The following is a 17,280-nucleotide window of genomic DNA, read 5'->3' as shown; positions in this document are numbered from 1 at the left end:
AGCACCAGAACCAAATATGCCGGTAGCGATGTCGCAGGCCATAAGATTTGCAAATAAAGCGGATATATTTGGAGACATAATAACGATAGCAGAAGTGAGTACGACGGAACACGACTCTGTTGGTATGCGGCAATAACCCAGAAAACACCAAATGAGCAACATATTGCCAGGGTCGCCATCCAGCCTGGAACTATTTTTAGCCAATCAAAAAATAGGTAATTAAGCCACCGCCCGTCCGACCTGAGTTGGTATGTGTAGTTGTCTAGATAGTAAAGGTCGTCGTGGCGGTAGGCGGTTATCGTAGATAGCTCGCTAAAGGTGCCGATCGAAAAATATGCAGATATTATTACCAACAGGCAGCCGTACAACCACTCGAGCCTTGTCTTTCGTTCTGTTGGGAGTGCAGATATAGAATTTAAATTCATCGGAATAAATAGTATTTCTGCAAACGATAGCCAATGTTGGCACGTTATGGTGATTAATTCTGGTCTGGTTGGCGGGATGATTGTTATCTTGGACGATTCATACTAGTACGCGCTCAACTCCCCCATTGACCGCCCGCTCCACATAATCCTTCATCCAGTTCTCACCTAACACGTGCCTTGCGATCTCGACCACGATGTAGTCGGCGTCGAGCTTGTCGACATCCTCCCGGTAGCGCTGCAGCCCTTGCAGGCAGGAAGGGCAGGAGGTCAGTACCTTGACCGGGCCGTCGAAGCCGTCGGCTCTTACGCTGGCCGCATCGGCCTTCAATTCGGCCTCCTTGCGGAAGCGGACTTGGGTGGAGACGTCGGGGCGGGCGATGGCGAGGGTGCCGGACTCGCCGCAGCAGCGCTCGGATTTGGCGATCCGGCTGCCGTCGGCGGTGGCGATCAGGGCGTTGACGGTCTTGAGCGGGTCCTGCTGCTTCATCGGGCTGTGGCAGGGGTCGTGATACAGGTAGCGGGCGCCGTTCACGCCATTGAGTTTCACGCCTTTCTCCAGCAGGTATTCATGGATGTCGAGCACCCGGCTGCCGGGGAAGATGCGGTCGAATTCGTAGGAGGCGAGCTGGTCCAGGCAGGTGCCGCAGCTCACGACCACGGTCTTGATATCGAGATAGTTGAGGGTGTTGGCGACGCGGTGGAACAGCACCCGGTTGTCGGTGGTGATCTTTTCGGCCTTGTCGAACTGGCCGGCGGCGCGCTGGGGGAAGCCGCAGCACAGGTAGCCGGGCGGCAGCACGGTCTGTACGCCGATCTCATACAGCATCGCCTGGGTGGCGAGCCCCACTTGCGAGAACAGCCGTTCCGAGCCGCAGCCGGGGAAATAGAACACGGCTTCGGATTCCACCGCAGTCTTGCGCGGGTCGCGGATCACCGGCACGACCTGGTTGTCCTCGATGTCGAGCAGGGCGCGCGCGGTCTTGCTGGGCAACTGGCCCGGCATTTTCTTGTTGATGAAATGGATCACCTGTTCGGTGACCTTCGGTTTGCCCAGCGAGGCCGGCGGCCGGCGGGTCTGGGCCTGACCCCAAGGTCTGAGCAGCAGATGGCCCAAGCGCTGGCCGCGGTAACCCCATTCGATCATGGTAGTGCGCAAGGCCTTGATGGCGTTGGGGCGGGTGACGTTGAGGAAGGCCAGGGCCGCGGTCTTGGCCGGGTTGAAGCTCTGCTTGCCCATCTTGCGCAGCAGGTTGCGCATGTTCATCGACACCTGGCCGAAATCGATGTCGACCGGGCAGGGGTTGTAGCACTTGTGGCAGACGGTGCAGTGGTCGGCCACGTCCTCGAATTCCTTCCAGTGGGTGATGGAGATGCCGCGGCGGGTCTGCTCCTCGTACAGGAAGGCTTCGATCAGGAGCGAGGTGGCGAGGATCTTGTTGCGCGGCGAGTACGGCAGATTGGCCTGCGGCACGTGGGTGGAGCAGACCGGCTTGCATTTGCCGCAGCGCAGGCAGTCCTTCACCGAATCGGCAATGGCGCCGATGTCGCTCTGCTGCATGATGAGCGACTCGAAACCCATCAGGCTGAACGAGGGTGTGTAGGCGGCACGGAGGTCGGCGCCCGGCATCAGCTTGCCCTGGTTGAAGCGGCCCTCGGGGTCGACTCGGGCCTTGTAGGCGTGGAACGGCGCGACTTCCTCTTCGGTAAGGAATTCGTACTTGGTGATGCCGATGCCGTGTTCGCCGGAAATCACGCCGCCCAGCGAGCGCGCCAGCGCCATGATGCGGGTGACGGCGGCGTTGGCCTCTTGCAGCATCTCGTAATGGTCGGAGTTGACGGGCAGGTTGGTGTGCACGTTGCCGTCCCCCGCGTGCATGTGCAGGGCGACGAAGACCCGGCCGCGCAGGACGGCCTTGTGCACCGCCTCGATCTTTTCGATCACCGGGCGGAAGTTGTCGCCTTCGAAGATGCTCTTGAGGCGGGGCAGCAGTTCGTGCTTCCAGGAGACGCGTACCGAGTGGTCCTGGACCCGGTGGAACAGGGTGGGCCGCTCGGCGCGGTTGGTCAGTTCGCCGGCTTCGACGCCGAGACCGGCGAACCGCGCCTCGGCCTGGTCCAGCGGCAGGTCCAGGTGGTCCAGTATCCATTGCCAGCGTTCGTGCACCGCCGTCACTGCGTCCAGCGCCAGCGCCCGGCGGTCGCCGATCAGTTCTGTTTTGTTGATTCCGTCCTCGTAGGCCCGCAGTGGCAGTTCGCCGCCGAGGAAGTCCGCCAGCGCATCGCACAGCTTGAGCTTGTTGCGCAGAGACAGCTCGATGTTGATGCGCTCAATGCCGTCGCAGTAGTCGCCCATGCGCGGCAGCGGGATCACCACGTCCTCGTTGATCTTGAAGGCGTTGGTGTGCTTGGAGATCGCCGCGGTGCGGGCGCGGTCCAACCAGAACTTGCGGCGGGCCTCCGGGCTGACGGCAATGAAGCCTTCCGCGCCCCGGGCGTTGCACAGTCGCACCACTTGCGAGGAGGCTTGGGCCACCGCGTCGTCGTCGTCGCCGACGATATCCCCGAACAGCACCATCTTCGGGCGGCCGTGGCGGCGGGCCTTGGTGGCATAGCCCACGGCCTTGACGTAGCGTTCGTCCAAGTGCTCCAGCCCCGCCAGCATGACGCGGGAGCCGCCGGTCTTGGGCAGGCTTCCGAGGTAGTTCTGGATTTCGACGATGGCCGGCACGGCTTCGCGCACCTGGCCGAAGAACTCCAGGCAGAAGGTGCGGGTATGCTGCGGCATCTCGTGCAGGATCCAGCGCGCCGAGGTGATGATGCCGTCGCAGCCTTCTTTCTGGATACCAGGCAAACCGCCGAGGAACTTGTCGGTCACGTCCTTGCCCAGGCCGGTCTTGCGGAAGCGCTCGCCGGGGAGCGAGAGGATTTCCTCGCCCAAAAGTTTGTGGCCGTCGGCGTCGTAGCGCTTGAGCCGGAACCGCGCCAAGTCCTGGTCGTGGATCTTGCCGAGGTTGTGGTTCAGCCGCTCGACCTCCAGCCAGTTGCCGTCCGGCGTGACCATGCGCCAGGAGGCCAGGTTGTCCAGCGCCGTGCCCCACAGCACCGCCTTCTTGCCGCCGGCGTTCATGGCGACGTTGCCGCCGATGCAGGAGGCGTCCGCCGAAGTCGGGTCGCAGGCGAACACCAGTCCGGCCTGCTCCGCCGCGTCCATCACCCGCCGCGTCACCACGCCGGCGCCGGTGAAGATCGTGGCGCAGGGCTGGTCTACGCCGGGCAGCCGGGCATCGCGCTCTACCCGCCCCAGCTCCAGCAGCTTCTCGGTGTTGATGACGGCGGACACCGGCGTCAGCGGCACCGCGCCGCCGGTGTAGCCGGTGCCGCCGCCGCGGGGGATGATGGTCAGCCCCAGTTCGATGCAGTCGCGCACCAGGTGGCCGACTTCCTCTTCGCTGCAGGGGTAGAGCACGACGAACGGATACTCCACGCGCCAGTCGGTGGCGTCGGTGACGTGGGTGACGCGGGCGTAGCCGTCGAAGCAGATGTTGTCCTTGCGGGTGTGGCGCGACAGCAGGGTCAGCGCCCGGCGGCGCAGTTCCCGGGTGTGCTCGAAGCGGGCCTGGAAGGCATCTACCGCCTGGTGCGCCGCCTGGATCAGCAGCGCGACCCTGGCGGCACGCTCCGGTTGATCGCTCTCGATCTCGGCGCGGCGCTGGTCCATCTGCCGCAGCCGATGGCGCAGCGCCTCCAGCAGCGCCCGCCGGCGTCCGGCGTTGTCGAGCAGATCGTCTTCCAGGTAGGGATTGCGCTGGACCGCCCAGATGTCGCCGAGCACCTCGTACAGCATGCGCGCCGAGCGGCCGGTCACGCGCTCGGTGCGCAGGCCGTTGAGCACCTGCCACATCTCCTCGCCGAGCAAGCGGATGACGATCTCGCGGTCGGAAAACGACGTGTAGTTGTAGGGAATCTCGCGCAGGCGGACGGGGCCTGGGTCGGTGTTCGGGGGAAAGGAGTCCGGGGCCGCAGCCATGCCGTGGTTTCTCTTGAGCAATAAAGGCCCGATTCTATCGCGCGGGCAGGGCCGGAAATACGGCCGGGCGCGCAATAGAGATGATCGGAATCCGAATCCTGCGGACGGGGCTCAAGCCGACGGGCTCATCCCGCCCAGGCAAAGGTATTTGAGTTCCAGGTATTCGTCGATGCCGTGGCGCGAACCCTCCCGGCCGATGCCGGACTGCTTGACCCCGCCGAAAGGCGCGACGTCGTAGGACAACATGCCGGTGTTGACGCCGACCATGCCGTATTCCAGCGCTTCGCCGACGCGGAAAGCGCGGGCCAGGTCGCGGGTATAGAAGTAGGCGGCGAGGCCGTACTCGGTGGCGTTGGCGATCGCGACTGCCTCTTCCTCGGAACCGAAGCGCAGCAGCGGCGCCACCGGGCCGAAGGTTTCCTCCCGCGTGCATAACATCTCCGGCGTGACTTCGGCGAGCACGGTGGGCAGGAAGAATTGTCCGCCCAGCTCGTGGCGCTCGCCGCCGATCAGCACCCGGGCGCCCTTGTCCAGCGCATCGGCGATATGGTGCTCCACCTTGGCAACCGCGCTGACGTCGATGAGCGGCCCTTGGACGACGCCTTCGTCCATGCCGTTGCCGACCTTGAGCGTCCGCACTTTGGCCGCGAGGCGTTCGGCGAAGGCGTCGTAGATCGAGTCGTGGATCAGGAAACGGTTGGTGCAGACACAGGTCTGGCCGGAGTTGCGATATTTCGACAGCACCGCGCCCTCGACCGCGGCATCCAGATCGGCGTCCCCGAACACGATGAAGGGCGCGTTGCCGCCCAGTTCCAGCGAGACCTTCTTCACCGTGGCGGCGCATTGCGCCATCAAGAGGCGTCCGACCTCGGTCGAGCCGGTAAAGGAGAGTTTGCGGACTTGCGGGCTGGAGGTCAGTTCGCCGCCGATCGTTGCCGGATCGCCGGTCACGAGGTTGACTACGCCCGGCGGAAAGCCTGCCTGCACTGCCAGTTCGGCCAGGGCGAGGGCGGTCAGCGGCGTCTGCTCGGCGGGCTTGACCACCACGGTGCAGCCGGCGGCCAGGGCCGGCGCGATCTTGCGGGTGATCATCGCCGCCGGGAAATTCCACGGCGTGATGGCCGCGCACACGCCGATGGGCTGGCGGATGGCCAGCAGCCGTTTGTCGGCCACGGGCGAGGGGATGGTTTCGCCGTAGGCGCGCCTGGCTTCCTCCGCGAACCATTCGACGAAGCCGGCGGCATAGACGATCTCGTTGCGGGCCTCGCCCAGCGGCTTGCCCTGCTCGGCGGTGAGGATGCGAGCGAGGTCGTCGGTATGGTTCAGGATCAGCTCGTACCAGCGGCGCAGGACCGCCGCGCGCTCCTTGGCGATCTTGCCGCGCCAGCCGGTCCAGGCGCGTTCTGCGGCGGCGATGGCGCGCGCGGTTTCGGCGGCGCCCATGTCGGGGACGCTGGCGAAAACCTCGCCCGTGGCCGGATTGGTAACGGGAAAAGTCTTTGAGCTGTCGGCGCCAACCCATTGGCCGTCGATCAGGCAGTGCGTACGCAGCAGGCCGGGCAGGGCGAGACGGAGTTCATGGCTCATCGGCGGATTCCAAAAAGAGTGGACGTACCCGCGCCGTGTACGGCATTTCGCACATTTTCGGCGCGGTAGTACCATGATGCACCATGAGGCCGCAGGCGTCTTAAGCGCATCACAACGAAAGTCGAAAGAGGAGAGTCGAGTATGAATGTACACAAACATGGATCGGAAAGGACCGCGTCCCCGCTGAAAATTGCGGCGGCGGTGCTGCTGATGCTCGGATCGGGCAGCGGCCAGGCCGAGCCCGAACCGGCCCAGCCGCAGACCTTTTCGCCGGACACGGCCTCGATATCCCCGGCGGTGAAGCAGAAGGTTCTCGAGCACATGAAGCAGACCAACCTCGAACGTCTGAAGGGCTGGCCGGGAATCATCTTCTACTGCCCGGTGGAAGAAGCGGAAAATCCGGCGGTCAAGGCCATCTGCACCGCCGTGAACGCCGATATCGGCCACCTGATGGCGGAACACAAGATTCCGTTCCAGATCGCCAAGAGCTCGTTCGACACGCACTTCCTGCCGCATATGTCGGGGCGGCTGCTGCTCGTCGTCGATCTGGCGGCGACGCCGGCCGGCGCCCAGCCCGCCGCGATTTCAGCCGAAGTCCAGGGGCTGGCACACTACGCCCACGCGGTGAACTGGTCGTCTGAGCTCTATCCGGAGTCCGGCGGCAAGGACAAGAGCCCGCTGGAAGTGCCCCAGCACGTCGATGCGCTGCTGTGGGAGAGCAACTTCATTTTCGCCACGCCGGGCGATCAGTCCACCCTGGTGGAGCAGTCTAAGGCAGCGATCGAGGAAAGGGTCGGGAGTTTCCTCGCCGAGTTCGACCGGGTCAACCACAAGCGCTGAAACGGCTGTCCGCCAGCGGGAGAGAAATGAGCATGTCAGAACAATACGATATCGCCATCGTAGGCGGCGGAATGGTAGGCGCGACGCTGGCCTGCGCGCTGGAAGGAACCGGGCTGCGCGTCGCCCTGATCGAGGGGGCACTGCCGCCCGCATTCTCGCCCGAGCAGCCGCACGACCTGCGGGTTTCCGCGGTGAGCATCGCCTCGGTCAGCATCCTCAACTCGGTCGGCGCCTGGGCCGGCGTCATCGCCCGCCGCTGCTGCCCGTTCCGGCGGATGCGGGTGTGGGAAGACCGCGGCGACGTGCTGTTCTCCAGCGAGGACATCCACGAGGAGGTGCTCGGCTATATCGTCGAAAACCGTGTGCTCCAGCTCGCGCTGATAGACCGGCTGCCGGCGCTGTCCGGCGTCGATTTCCTCTGTCCGACCAAGACCCGCAAGATCGACTATGGCTCGCAAGGCTCGCGCATCGAACTGGAGGACGGCCGCGTGATCGAAGCGCGGCTGCTGGTCGCGGCGGACGGCGGCCAGTCCCAGGCCCGGCAGGCCGCCGGCATGGGCGTCAGCAGCTGGGACTACGAGCACCATGCCCTGGTGCTCACCGTCGAAACCGCCTATCCGCAGCAGGACATCACCTGGCAGCGCTTCACCCCGCACGGGCCCCAGGCCTTCCTGCCCCTCGACGGGCGCAACGCCTCCTTGGTGTGGTACGAGGCGCCGGAGCGGGTGAAATGGCTGCTCTCCCTCCCCGACGAAGCCCTGCTGGGCGAGTTGGGCCGGGAATTCCCCGCCGAACTGGGCGACATCAAGAGCATCGTCAGCCGCGGCTTCTTCCCGCTCCGCCGCCAGCACGCCTTGCGCTACTACAAGGAAGGCGCGGTGCTGGTGGGCGACGCCGCCCACATGATCCATCCCCTGGCCGGCCAGGGCGTCAACATCGGCCTGCTCGACGCCGCCGCCCTCGCCGAAGTGCTCGCCAAGGCCAAGCGCGCCGGCCGTGACATCGGCTCCAGCGCTGTGCTGCGCGAATACGAAGGCATGCGCCGCAACAGCAACCTGCTGATGATGACCGCCATGGACTTCTTCTACCGCGCCTTCGGCAACCCCAACGTCCCGCTGCGCTTCGTCCGCAATCTCGGCCTCGGCCTCGCCGAACGGATCACCCCCGCCAAGAAGCTGGTGATGCGGTATGCGATGGGATTGGATGGGAGTTTGCCGAAATTGGCGAGAGGGGAGGGGTTGGGAGGCTGAAAAGCAGCGCAGATTTTGCACCAACTCGTTGCTGGAGCGGCGAGCAGGAGCGAGAGGCTGAACCAATAGGAGGTGTAGTTCGTCTGCACTTTCGGGAGTCACCAAATGGAAGCATCCTTGCAGCATGAATTTCGCTGATGGACATTCGATTATTGGACACATCGAAGGCGCAGATATTTATGCCTGTTGGAGTGTCCAATTGAAGTTAGAGCGAAAGATGCCTCGGTCAACATTTGTCGATCCACTATCAGCAACGTCACTCCTTGTCATCCCTTGCTTTAATGACATCGAGCTGGCGTCTGCTACGGGCTTTACAGTAAGTTGGAATGGAGCCCCGTACCTAATCACGAACTGGCACGTCGTTACGGGCCGAAACTCTGACACCGAAGAGTGCCTAGATAAGAAGCATGCGGCCATTCCGAATCGATTAACCGTCAGATTTCACGCAAAAGGCACTCTTGGAAAATGGACAGACGTTGATCTTCCTCTAATTGATGAAAATCAAGTCAAAATGTGGAAGGAGCATCCGCTAGGAAATACAATTGACGTTGTTGCCATTTCGCTTTCTGAGGAAGTCGCTTCACAAGTTTCCCTTTATCCGCTGGACCTCGCACTCGCCGATGTCGATATGGTTGCCATGCCAGCTTTGCCAGTTTCTGTAATTGGTTACCCGTTTGGTATATGTGCCGGCGAGAATTGGCCGATCTGGAAAACGGGGCATATCGCCTCGGATCCTGATATTGATTTCGAGACTGGAAGACCGGCCTTTTTAATTGATGCAACCACACGCTCCGGCATGTCCGGATCGCCCGTAGTGTTGAGAATGGACAATTACACAAAGTCCGATGGATCCCAGATCATTGCTGGCGGCATAGCTACGAAATTCATGGGAGTGTATGCAGGCCGAGTTCATGAGGAGTCTGAAATTGGCCGTGTTTGGCGACCATTTGTGTTGTCTGAAATCATTTTGGGCAAGCTTATATTTAACGAAAGCACACGCCGTATTCCACCGAGCCGGGTAGCTCCTTGCCCATGCGGTAGCCAAAAAAAGTTCAAAGAGTGCTGTGGCGTTGCGCTCTAACCCTTCATTCCAGCGGACTATCAAAAGCTGTGCTTTTGCCGTCTGCTGAATTCAAACGTTAGGTAAGAAGGAGCCACACAAAACAATGTCACCTAACGATTTTCGGCAAGTATTGCTTGAGCATCAGCGGCCAACGCGCGAAATGATCGTTGCGCCTGGGGACCCCGGCTGCGAACCAATCACCAAAATTTCCGGTATCCCATGGTGGCCTGCCGATGTGCCACGTCCAACCTGTAACCACGGCCATGCCATGTCATTCATGGCACAGTTTCTCCTTTCCGATGTGCCCCCACTCGAATCCCACGACAATTCATTGGTTTCCTTTCATTACTGCCAACAATGTGCATATGAAGGCAACATGCCTATCGGATGGAACCCTAAAGTCGGTAATACGCCGGGATACGATGTGTCGGTATGCGACCTTATCTCCGAGAAGCAGCCTGATCTACTCGGCATAATTGCTGAGGTGGTTATCGATCCTCAATCGGTAACCTTTCGCGACTCCATGGATGCCCCAGGATATGAGGACACGATGTATTCGCTTGATTTACACTCGATTCCAGAAGATTATCCTCAAGGCGCTGACGATTTCGACGAAAATATTTATCCGGGCATTATTCACGTAGCAAAACGAAAGATCGGTGGTTGGCCCACCTGGGTGCAGCACCCCGGATTACCGGAAATACAAGATCAAGAACGGCTTCACTTCCTTGCCCAACTCGATTGGTGGCTTTGTAATCGTGCTACGTGGTGTTCTGGTGGTTACGCTTATTTATTCTTAATATCTTCTGGAACAAAAATTCTTCGCTGTGAACTGGTACTACAAACTACATAATTCCGTGTAGAAAGGAAGGCTCTAGGACCGTAGGCTGGGTTGAGCAGACCTGCGAAACTCAGCTTAATTAGTCATTCCAGGGGACTCCGCTTCGCCCCTGGACTCGATCGTTACCACTTTTCACCGGTACGTTACGAAATGGGTTTTTGCGGCGGAACTGTGCAGCGATATAGGTCTTTCGGTGGGTGGCGACGAATGACATTTGTCCGATGATACTTAGCTATGATTGGCGTGGCGTGGGCTACGGCCGAGAGATTCGTTATGGGTTTGTTTTGCAATCGCAGCAATCTACCTATTTGGAGGAGCCTAATGGACGGAAGCTACAGTTTCACAAGCGAGGTCAAGAATGGGGTGGCCGTCTTGGGATTTTCGCTATTGCTCGGTTGTGCCGAACAGGCACAGAAGGCCGAAGTGGACATACAGGCGGCCAACGCTTTGAAAGAGCGCGAAACCCAGGTATTTCTAAGCTCACATCCTTGCCCGGCTACGGGAAAAATATCGGCGAACGGAGTATGTGACGGCTTTACCATCGGCATGGTCGTGCCGGAGCGATGTGGCGGGAAAATGAAGGCTTCTAACCTGTATTGGCAAAACAAGGAACTTGCCAAAGAGGCGGAGTTGGCGGAAAAAGCGAACTGCGGCAGACCCAGCCAGGACGAAGAAGAAGACGCATTGATAAGGACTCAGATGCGTAGAACTCTCGATCAGAGCATCTATAATTCGATGCCCCGTTGAGGCTGGCGGTGTAAGCCAATCTGCGTCCAATACCACATGGGTCCGATCATTCTTCGCGGTAATCGGAGTTAGGTGGGATATTGTCGAAGCAAGAACCCGCCGGGGGATCAATGCCGTTAAGTTAAGAAAAAACTTGTCGTTCCGGCAGGGAGTGCCGGAACCCAGACGCCAGGGATGGCGAAAACCCTTCACGTCCATGTGACCTGGATACCGGCATTCCCTGCCGGTATGACGGCTTAACTTAACGGCATTGGCCAGGGGGTAACGCGGGTTCTGCTCATGCGAGGTCGGATATCGATCAATTATGGCAGCCCTTGACCTTGCCGTCAGGGCTATATGCCACCGATGCGCCGCTGGGGAACTGCACATATTCGACGCCATCGATACATTGCGTGGTGTGTCCGGTGACCGCGGTGTTGATTCTTTCTCCGACGGCGCACGCCGATAAAACACTCATTGCCGCTATCAGTATCAGCCGCATCATCAGGTTCCTCCTCTTAAGTTAATAAATCACGAAAAATAGTATCACGGTCTCTGCGTGCCGGTGTCAACTCCTCGATATCGTCTTACGCCAATAGTCACCGTCATGCGGGGATAAGCGTCCACCGGAAATATGCAGACTAAGCCGATACCCGTGCCCGGAGACCAGCAGATTTCGATCCATAAGTCCGTCTGAGGTTTCCCTACCTTAACGGCTCAAGGTGTTCCACCGATTTCCAGCGCCTTGTGCGGCAGCTCCCCGAACATCTCCGGCGCATACATGGCCTCGACTCGCGTCGGCGGCAGTTCAAAGCTGCCGGGGTTGTTGTAGCGTACGGTGTATTCGATGTTCCATTTTCCCTTGGGCACATAGTCGTAATACGCGCGATAGGCGTCGAAGCGGCGCTCCTCGTAGATCGGCCAGGCCCAGCCGGTCTGCTGTTCGCCTTGGGTCAGCAGGGCGGAGTCGCGTCCCAGGCCGCCGCCGAGGATGCTGGCGCCGGCGGGGATGGGGTCGTCCACCACTACCCAGCTCATGTCGGACTGGGCGTCGAGTTCCAGCGTGACGCGTGCCACGTCGCCGCGGTTCCAGGCGCCGGGCTGCTTCTGTTCGACCGGGGTGACCGTTCGCTTGATCGAGAAGCCGGTGAACAGCGGCTCTTTCAGCGGGATCGCGGCGCGGCTCTGGACGATGGCCCAGGGTTTGCCCGTGCCTTGATGGCGCACCTCGAGCGTGCCGGGGCCGTCGGGCCAGGGCAGGTTCAGAGCGCTGCGCCGGGTTTCCTCGGTCCATTGCATGCCTTTTTTCACTGCGCCGAGATTCGCCTCGGTGTAGCCGGTGACCGGCACCGATTCGTAGGTCTCGCTGAACTTCTCCATCGCCAGCCGGCCCCAGGCGTTGGCGGTGGTGGTGTTCCAGCGGCCCTTGGTCTGGCGGCCCAGCGCGCCGGTCACCAGCCGGGGAATGTCTTCGCGCCAGCCCGGCAGTTCCATCACGCCCAGCAACGCCCGCACAGCGTTGAGGTCGGGGGAGATCATCAGCCACCACAGGGCGTCGCTCTTCTCGCTGGAGAAGTTCAGAGTGGTGCCCTGGAAGTTAAGCCGGGTACGGAGCGTCTGTTCGGCGTCCTTGAGCTTGGCGCTGCGATCGGGGATGGCTTCGACCCGCCGCAATACCGACAGCCAGTCCAATACCGCCGAGGTGGGCCAGAGCCTGGGCTCGATGCGGATGCTGTCCAGCAGCTCCGGCGTCGCTTCGTCATAGCGGGCCAGGGCCTCGACGGCCGCCAGCTTGCGAATGGAGAGATCGGCGGTGGGCAGGGCGGAGTCGCGCAGCACGCGCCCGCCGAGGAAGCCTTTCAACGCCTCCTTCGCCCGGCCCAGGGCATTCTCGGGCAGTTCCCAGCCGGCTTCCTGCGCGATCGCCAGGACATAGGCGGTCAGCACGTCGCTGCCGTGAATGGTGTCGCTCGGGAAATAGCGGAACAGGCCGTCGCTGTCCTGGTAGGCGGGCAGGTCGGCGACGATCTTGTTCCATAGGCCCTCGTCGCGCAGCGCGATGGCCTTGGAAACCTTCTGTTCCAGGCAGGAATAGGGGTAGCGCGTCATGTATTCGATCACCCCGCCGAGTCCGTCGCCCAGTTGGGCGCGCAGCGAGACGCGCACGCCGCCGCGCCCCGGCACGGCGTCCTCGGGCCGTTGCACCGCGAGCGAGAGCGGTTTGTCAATGCGGGTCAGCGTCGCCTGGAACACGCGGACAGGCACGGCGGGCTGTACCTGCTGCGAGGTTTTCAGCCGGTCGGTGGCGGCCCCGCCGTTTTCCGCGGCGGCGATTTCCCAATCCAGCCCGGCGACGTCGACCGGGACGTCGACTTCCCAGGAGAAATCGCCCGCCGTGCCGGCCTCGAGTTCGAAGGGCTGGGGCGGAAGGTCCTGGCCCGCCGCCGCGCCTTTCGGCGTCAATCGGGCGCTGAGCTGGCCCGCGATCTTGCGGTCCGTGGCGTTGCGCACGTTGAAGATGGCGTGGAAGCGGTCGCCTTCGCGGACCATCGGCGGCAGGCCGGAATAGAGCATCAGGTCCTGGGTGGTGCGGATCGATGTCTTGCCGGTGCCGAACAGGCCGCTGCCGGCGTTGGCAACGGCCACCAGCCGGAACGCGGTGAGCGAGTCGTTGAGCGGTACCTCGATTTCGGCTTCGCCCTTGGCGTCCAGGGGCACCCGGCCTTTCCACAGCAGCAGGGTGTCGAACAGCTCGCGCGCCGCCTGGCGCCCGCCGCCGCCGCCGTGCGGGACGGCCTTGCGGCCGTAGTGGCGCTTGCCGATGACCTGCATCTGAGCGGTGGAGGTGAGCACCTCGATGCCGCGCCGGCCCATCATCTTGTCCAGCAGGTTCCAGCTGTCGTTGGGCTTGAGTTCGAGCAGCCCCTCGTCGACGGCCGCCAGGGCGATCTCCGCCTCGGCCGGAGCGCCGCCCGCTGCCCGCTGCACCGCTACCTTCACCTTGGCGGTTTCCCGGACCTTGTAGGTGTCCCGGTCGGCCTGCACCTTCACATCGAGGCGGTTGGGCTCCCAGCCCACGTCGATCTGGGCGAGCCCCATGCGGTAGGCCGGCTTGCTCAGGTCGACCATCGCCGTGGCCTTGCCGCCGTCGGGCTGCCAGGGCAGCTGGAATTTGCGGGCCATGTCAGCGATCCATGTCTGGACCGGCCCCACCCGGCCGCGCACCGCCAGCACCGAGACGAACACATTGGGCGCGTAGGCGTCCTTGATCGGTACCTCGACCACCGGCGAGCGGCCGGACAGATGGGCGATGAAGTTGTCGACGATGCCTTCGCGTTCGACCGTCACCAGGGCCGTGGCTTCGCGGAACGGCATGCGCACCTGGAAGCGGGCCTTGTCGCCCAGCTCGTAGGCGCGTTTTTCGGCAATCACGTCCATGCGGTCGCTGGGGCCGTTCTCGAACCACCATTCGTCTTCGCTGGCGACCCAGATCGAAGCCGTGCCCAGTGCCTGGTTACCGGCGCCGTCGCCGGCCGTGGCCTTGAGCAGGATTTCGCCGGAAACGCCGGGGGCTAGGACGCAGAGAAGAAGCCCCTGGTCGTTGGTCCTGCCGTTGCAGTCGGCGCCGAGGTGTTTGACTTCGGTCTTGTCCTCGTAGGCGTAGAAGCCGCCGATCAGGCGCTTGCGGTGAGAGTAAGTGGTGCGGGCATACAGGTCGACCTGGATGTCCCGGCCGGCAGCGGGTTTCCCGGCCAGATCCAGCGCCAGGACCTGGAACCGAAGCTGGTCCGGGGTCGCCACCCAGCCTTCCGTCTTGATCCCCAGGCTGAGCCTGGCCGGCCACAGCGGGATCCGGCGGGCTACGGTCAGCAGTTCGCCGTTGGCGTCCTGGTATTCGAGTTCGGTCACCAGGTCCTGCGGCGTGTTCTGGCGCGGCAGGTTGGGGACCGTCACCCGCGCCGCGCCGCCCTTGTCCAGGCTCAGCGGCAGCACTTGGGCGGGACCGCTGGCCCCCGGCGCTTCCTCGGCCTCCTCACTGTAGCTGCTATCGCGCAGTCCTTCCTCGATGCTCTGCGCCTCGAAGTTGAAATCCGGATAGTCGGGGAAGGACACCTGGCGCGGCTCGCCCATCGTGCGGACTTTGACCGGCGCATTGGCCGCGCCGCCGCCGGAGAGATAACTGACGTGGAGGTCGAGTGTGGCTTCCTTGGCGTTTACCAGGGCGTCGGACTGCGGTTGGATGTCGGCGCGCATGGTCGGCACCCGGAACTGCTCGACGCGGAATTCCGCCGAGGTGGCGGATTCGCTGCCGTCGGCATAGACGAATACGATCTCGTAACCGCCGAGCTTGGCTTCGGCCGGAATCGCCCAGGTATTTTCGGCGATTCCGCGCGCGTCGAACTCGGCCGGCAGTTCGTATTCCTGGCCGCTGCCGGTGTGGCGGACCTTTATTTTCGCGGGGCGGGTATCCGGCAGGCCGAAGCCGTTGGACGTGCGCAGGCGCTGGAAGTGCTTCATGGACACGGTCTCTCCGGCTCGGAACAGGCTTCGGTCCAGCACCGTGTGGACGACTTCCGGGTTGCCATAGAAACCGACCGGCAGGCTGAAGTTCTGCGGCGAAATGCCGTTGGCCCAGCTGCTCAAGGTGAAACTCATGTCGCCCTCGGTCCGGGCGCTGACCATGAGGGGGCCGTCGCCCCAGTCGCAGCTGTCGCCGGAATCCGAGGGCTTGGGCAGGGCCGGGCCCTGGATCAGCGCCACGCCGTTGGCGTCCGTCCGTCCCTGCCACAAGGGTTCGTCTTTGCAGTAGCGGCTGATGCGGACATCGGCGTTCGGCACCGGTTGGGCCGAATCCAGGCTCGTCACCCAGACCAGCGAGGATTCCCGGCCCCATTTGAAATGTACCGACAGATTGGTGACCAGCGCTGAGGTCGCCACGTAGCGGGGCCTTTCCTCGCCCAATAAAGCGGCGCCGAGCCGTGGGCTGGCCAGTTCGACCACGTAAAAGCCCGCGCTTTCCAGTGGAATGCCGAGCACCTCGAACTCCTTCTGCGCTTCGGCGCGCGGCAGCTCGAAAGTCTCGGCCTGGGCGTCGGCGAACACCGATTCAGTGCCGGTGAGTTCCTTCCATTCGGTCTCCCCGTTGGGCAACTGGACCGATTCGCCCCGGCGTTCGGCGGCCTTCTTCACCTTGCGTATCCAGGCGGCGATGTCCTGGTCTCCGAGGGCCACTCGCTTCATCTTTCCGGGGATGGCCGGGCCGCCCGAGGCCAGCCGCTGGCCGGGAACGGGATTCTCGATGTGCCGCACGGTGACGGGCAGGACGCCGCCTTCCTTCAGCTCCAGGATGCCGAATTCGCCGGGGAACTTGGCCAGAGGAGGATATTCGTCGGTCTTGACCTCCAGCGGATAACGGCCGGCGTTTTCCAGCGGACGCCCGGCGTCATCGGCGAACTCCGGGGGCAGCTCGATGCGGAACGTGGCCTTCTCCGGGAACGGGCCCTTCCAGCTCAGTTCCTCAACGAAAGGTTTTCGGCCCGGGTCGAGGCCGTCGGCTGGGTAGACCCTACCGGCGGAGTCGACCAGGCGCACGGCGGCGGCTTTGCCGGCGGGCACGGGCGAGCCGAAGTGCAGGGACATCGGCAGGAGCGGAATGCAGTCCGCCTCGGCATTGATGCGCTCGCAGGCGAACCGTGCGGTGAAGCTCGGGCGGGACTTGAAGCTCAGTTCCTGGTCTTCGTCCGTCGCGATGCCGCCGGCCGCGGCGATACCCTTGCCCCAGAAGATACTGACCTTCGTCTCTGGCGGTATGGCGCGGCGGCATTGCACCAGTACCAGCCGTGCTTCGCCGGCCTTGATTTCCTCCGGTTTGAGCGACTCGAAATCGCCGTCCGGCCAGAGCAGGTCGGTGTAGCCCCAGCCGAATTTCCGGCGCTGCGCCAGCACGGCATCGCGTCGTTCGTCGGTCAGGACGTCGACCCCGATTTCCTCGCCGACGCCGTCGATCCGACAGCGGACGTGGGCGGTGACGCTTTCCGGCGTGGCCGGCGCGGCGGCGGCCAGCAGGAAGATCTGGTTTTCGTCGACGCTCTCGCTGCCCTCGCTGGGGTAGGAACCCGTCACCACCGGACCGCCGGTGTCGAAGCCATATTCCTTGGCGAGTTCGACGGCGGCACCACTCAATGCCTTCAACTGCGCCTTCGGTCTGAATCGGCAGGAAAGGCCGGCGGGCAGGTCGGCTTCGAAGTCGTAGACCCAGGTGCGGGGCTCAGCCCAGCGTCCGCGCCCCTTGGCCGGGCAATCCACCGTGAACGGGTCGGCGAGTCGGGGGTCGCCGAACGCCACCATAGGTTCGGAGAACCGTGCCGTCACCTGGCGCACCTCCTTGGCCGTCCCCTCAGGGGAAAACAGCTCCAGACGGGCGGCGCCGGCCGCCTGAATCCAGAACAACGTCACAACCCAGAACACTGCGCGCATGCTCATCTGTTTCCTCGTCGCGGATAGGATTCGGCCGGGCCCGG

Annotated in this window: 9 protein-coding genes; 5 read left to right on the top strand and 4 right to left on the bottom strand. The window is 62.8% G+C overall.

What is annotated here, in order from left to right; translation table 11 throughout:
* Window positions 1-522: 522 nt before the first annotated feature.
* Entirely contained in the window at window positions 523-4,452 is a 3,930-nt protein-coding gene (locus tag OOT43_RS04385; RefSeq protein ID WP_266023501.1) for an FAD/FMN-binding oxidoreductase, read from the bottom strand.
* Between the two features lie 111 nt (window positions 4,453-4,563).
* The gene (locus OOT43_RS04380; RefSeq protein WP_266023500.1) at window positions 4,564-6,039 is read right to left on the bottom strand and encodes an NAD-dependent succinate-semialdehyde dehydrogenase; all 1,476 of its coding nucleotides are present in this window, start codon (window positions 6,037-6,039) and stop codon (window positions 4,564-4,566) included.
* Window positions 6,040-6,180: 141 nt separating this feature from the next.
* On the opposite strand from OOT43_RS04380, the gene OOT43_RS04375 reads away from it, so the two are divergent.
* From OOT43_RS04375 to OOT43_RS04355, 5 genes are all read left to right on the top strand, one after another.
* The gene (locus tag OOT43_RS04375; RefSeq protein WP_266023498.1) at window positions 6,181-6,879 is read left to right on the top strand and encodes a hypothetical protein; all 699 of its coding nucleotides are present in this window, start codon (window positions 6,181-6,183) and stop codon (window positions 6,877-6,879) included.
* Between the two features lie 32 nt (window positions 6,880-6,911).
* Window positions 6,912-8,129: a UbiH/UbiF/VisC/COQ6 family ubiquinone biosynthesis hydroxylase gene (locus tag OOT43_RS04370; protein ID WP_266023497.1), complete on the top strand. Its 1,218-nt coding sequence runs from the start codon at window positions 6,912-6,914 to the stop codon at window positions 8,127-8,129.
* A 124-nt stretch (window positions 8,130-8,253) separates the two neighbouring features.
* Window positions 8,254-9,210 carry a trypsin-like peptidase domain-containing protein gene (locus tag OOT43_RS04365; protein ID WP_266023496.1) on the top strand — a complete coding sequence of 319 codons (957 nt, stop codon included), beginning with the start codon at window positions 8,254-8,256 and terminating at the stop codon, window positions 9,208-9,210.
* A gap of 85 nt (window positions 9,211-9,295) precedes the next feature.
* Complete coding sequence (locus tag OOT43_RS04360) at window positions 9,296-10,045, top strand: DUF1963 domain-containing protein (RefSeq protein WP_266023495.1); 750 nt, start codon at window positions 9,296-9,298, stop codon at window positions 10,043-10,045.
* Window positions 10,046-10,354: 309 nt separating this feature from the next.
* Window positions 10,355-10,780, top strand: a complete 426-nt coding sequence (locus OOT43_RS04355; protein WP_266023494.1) for a hypothetical protein — start codon at window positions 10,355-10,357, stop codon at window positions 10,778-10,780.
* 298 nt (window positions 10,781-11,078) lie between these two features.
* Here OOT43_RS04355 and OOT43_RS04350 read toward each other — a convergent pair whose 3' ends face one another.
* Window positions 11,079-11,264 carry a hypothetical protein gene (locus OOT43_RS04350; protein WP_266023493.1) on the bottom strand — a complete coding sequence of 62 codons (186 nt, stop codon included), beginning with the start codon at window positions 11,262-11,264 and terminating at the stop codon, window positions 11,079-11,081.
* A 212-nt stretch (window positions 11,265-11,476) separates the two neighbouring features.
* Window positions 11,477-17,242 (bottom strand): alpha-2-macroglobulin family protein, encoded by a 5,766-nt coding sequence (locus tag OOT43_RS04345; protein ID WP_266023492.1) that lies wholly within the window; start codon window positions 17,240-17,242, stop codon window positions 11,477-11,479.
* Window positions 17,243-17,280: the final 38 nt, after the last annotated feature.

Origin of the sequence: Methylococcus mesophilus (genome assembly GCF_026247885.1) — a bacterium.
In the GTDB taxonomy this organism is placed as follows: Bacteria; Pseudomonadota; Gammaproteobacteria; order Methylococcales; family Methylococcaceae; genus Methylococcus; species Methylococcus mesophilus.
The sequence above is the reverse complement of the archived record's forward strand: the minus strand, read 5'-3'. Positions and strand labels throughout refer to the sequence as shown.

Bases quoted from the DNA above. Each gene is read 5' to 3' on its own strand.
- OOT43_RS04380 (WP_266023500.1), bottom strand. From the start codon at position 6,039: ATGAGCCATGAACTCCGTCTCGCCCTGCCCGGCCTGCTGCGTACGCAC.
- OOT43_RS04385 (WP_266023501.1), bottom strand. From the start codon at position 4,452: ATGGCTGCGGCCCCGGACTCCTTTCCCCCGAACACCGACCCAGGCCCC.
- OOT43_RS04345 (WP_266023492.1), bottom strand. From the start codon at position 17,242: ATGAGCATGCGCGCAGTGTTCTGGGTTGTGACGTTGTTCTGGATTCAG.
- OOT43_RS04350 (WP_266023493.1), bottom strand. From the start codon at position 11,264: ATGATGCGGCTGATACTGATAGCGGCAATGAGTGTTTTATCGGCGTGC.
- OOT43_RS04365 (WP_266023496.1), top strand. From the start codon at position 8,254: ATGAATTTCGCTGATGGACATTCGATTATTGGACACATCGAAGGCGCA.
- OOT43_RS04370 (WP_266023497.1), top strand. From the start codon at position 6,912: ATGTCAGAACAATACGATATCGCCATCGTAGGCGGCGGAATGGTAGGC.
- OOT43_RS04355 (WP_266023494.1), top strand. From the start codon at position 10,355: ATGGACGGAAGCTACAGTTTCACAAGCGAGGTCAAGAATGGGGTGGCC.
- OOT43_RS04360 (WP_266023495.1), top strand. From the start codon at position 9,296: ATGTCACCTAACGATTTTCGGCAAGTATTGCTTGAGCATCAGCGGCCA.
- OOT43_RS04375 (WP_266023498.1), top strand. From the start codon at position 6,181: ATGAATGTACACAAACATGGATCGGAAAGGACCGCGTCCCCGCTGAAA.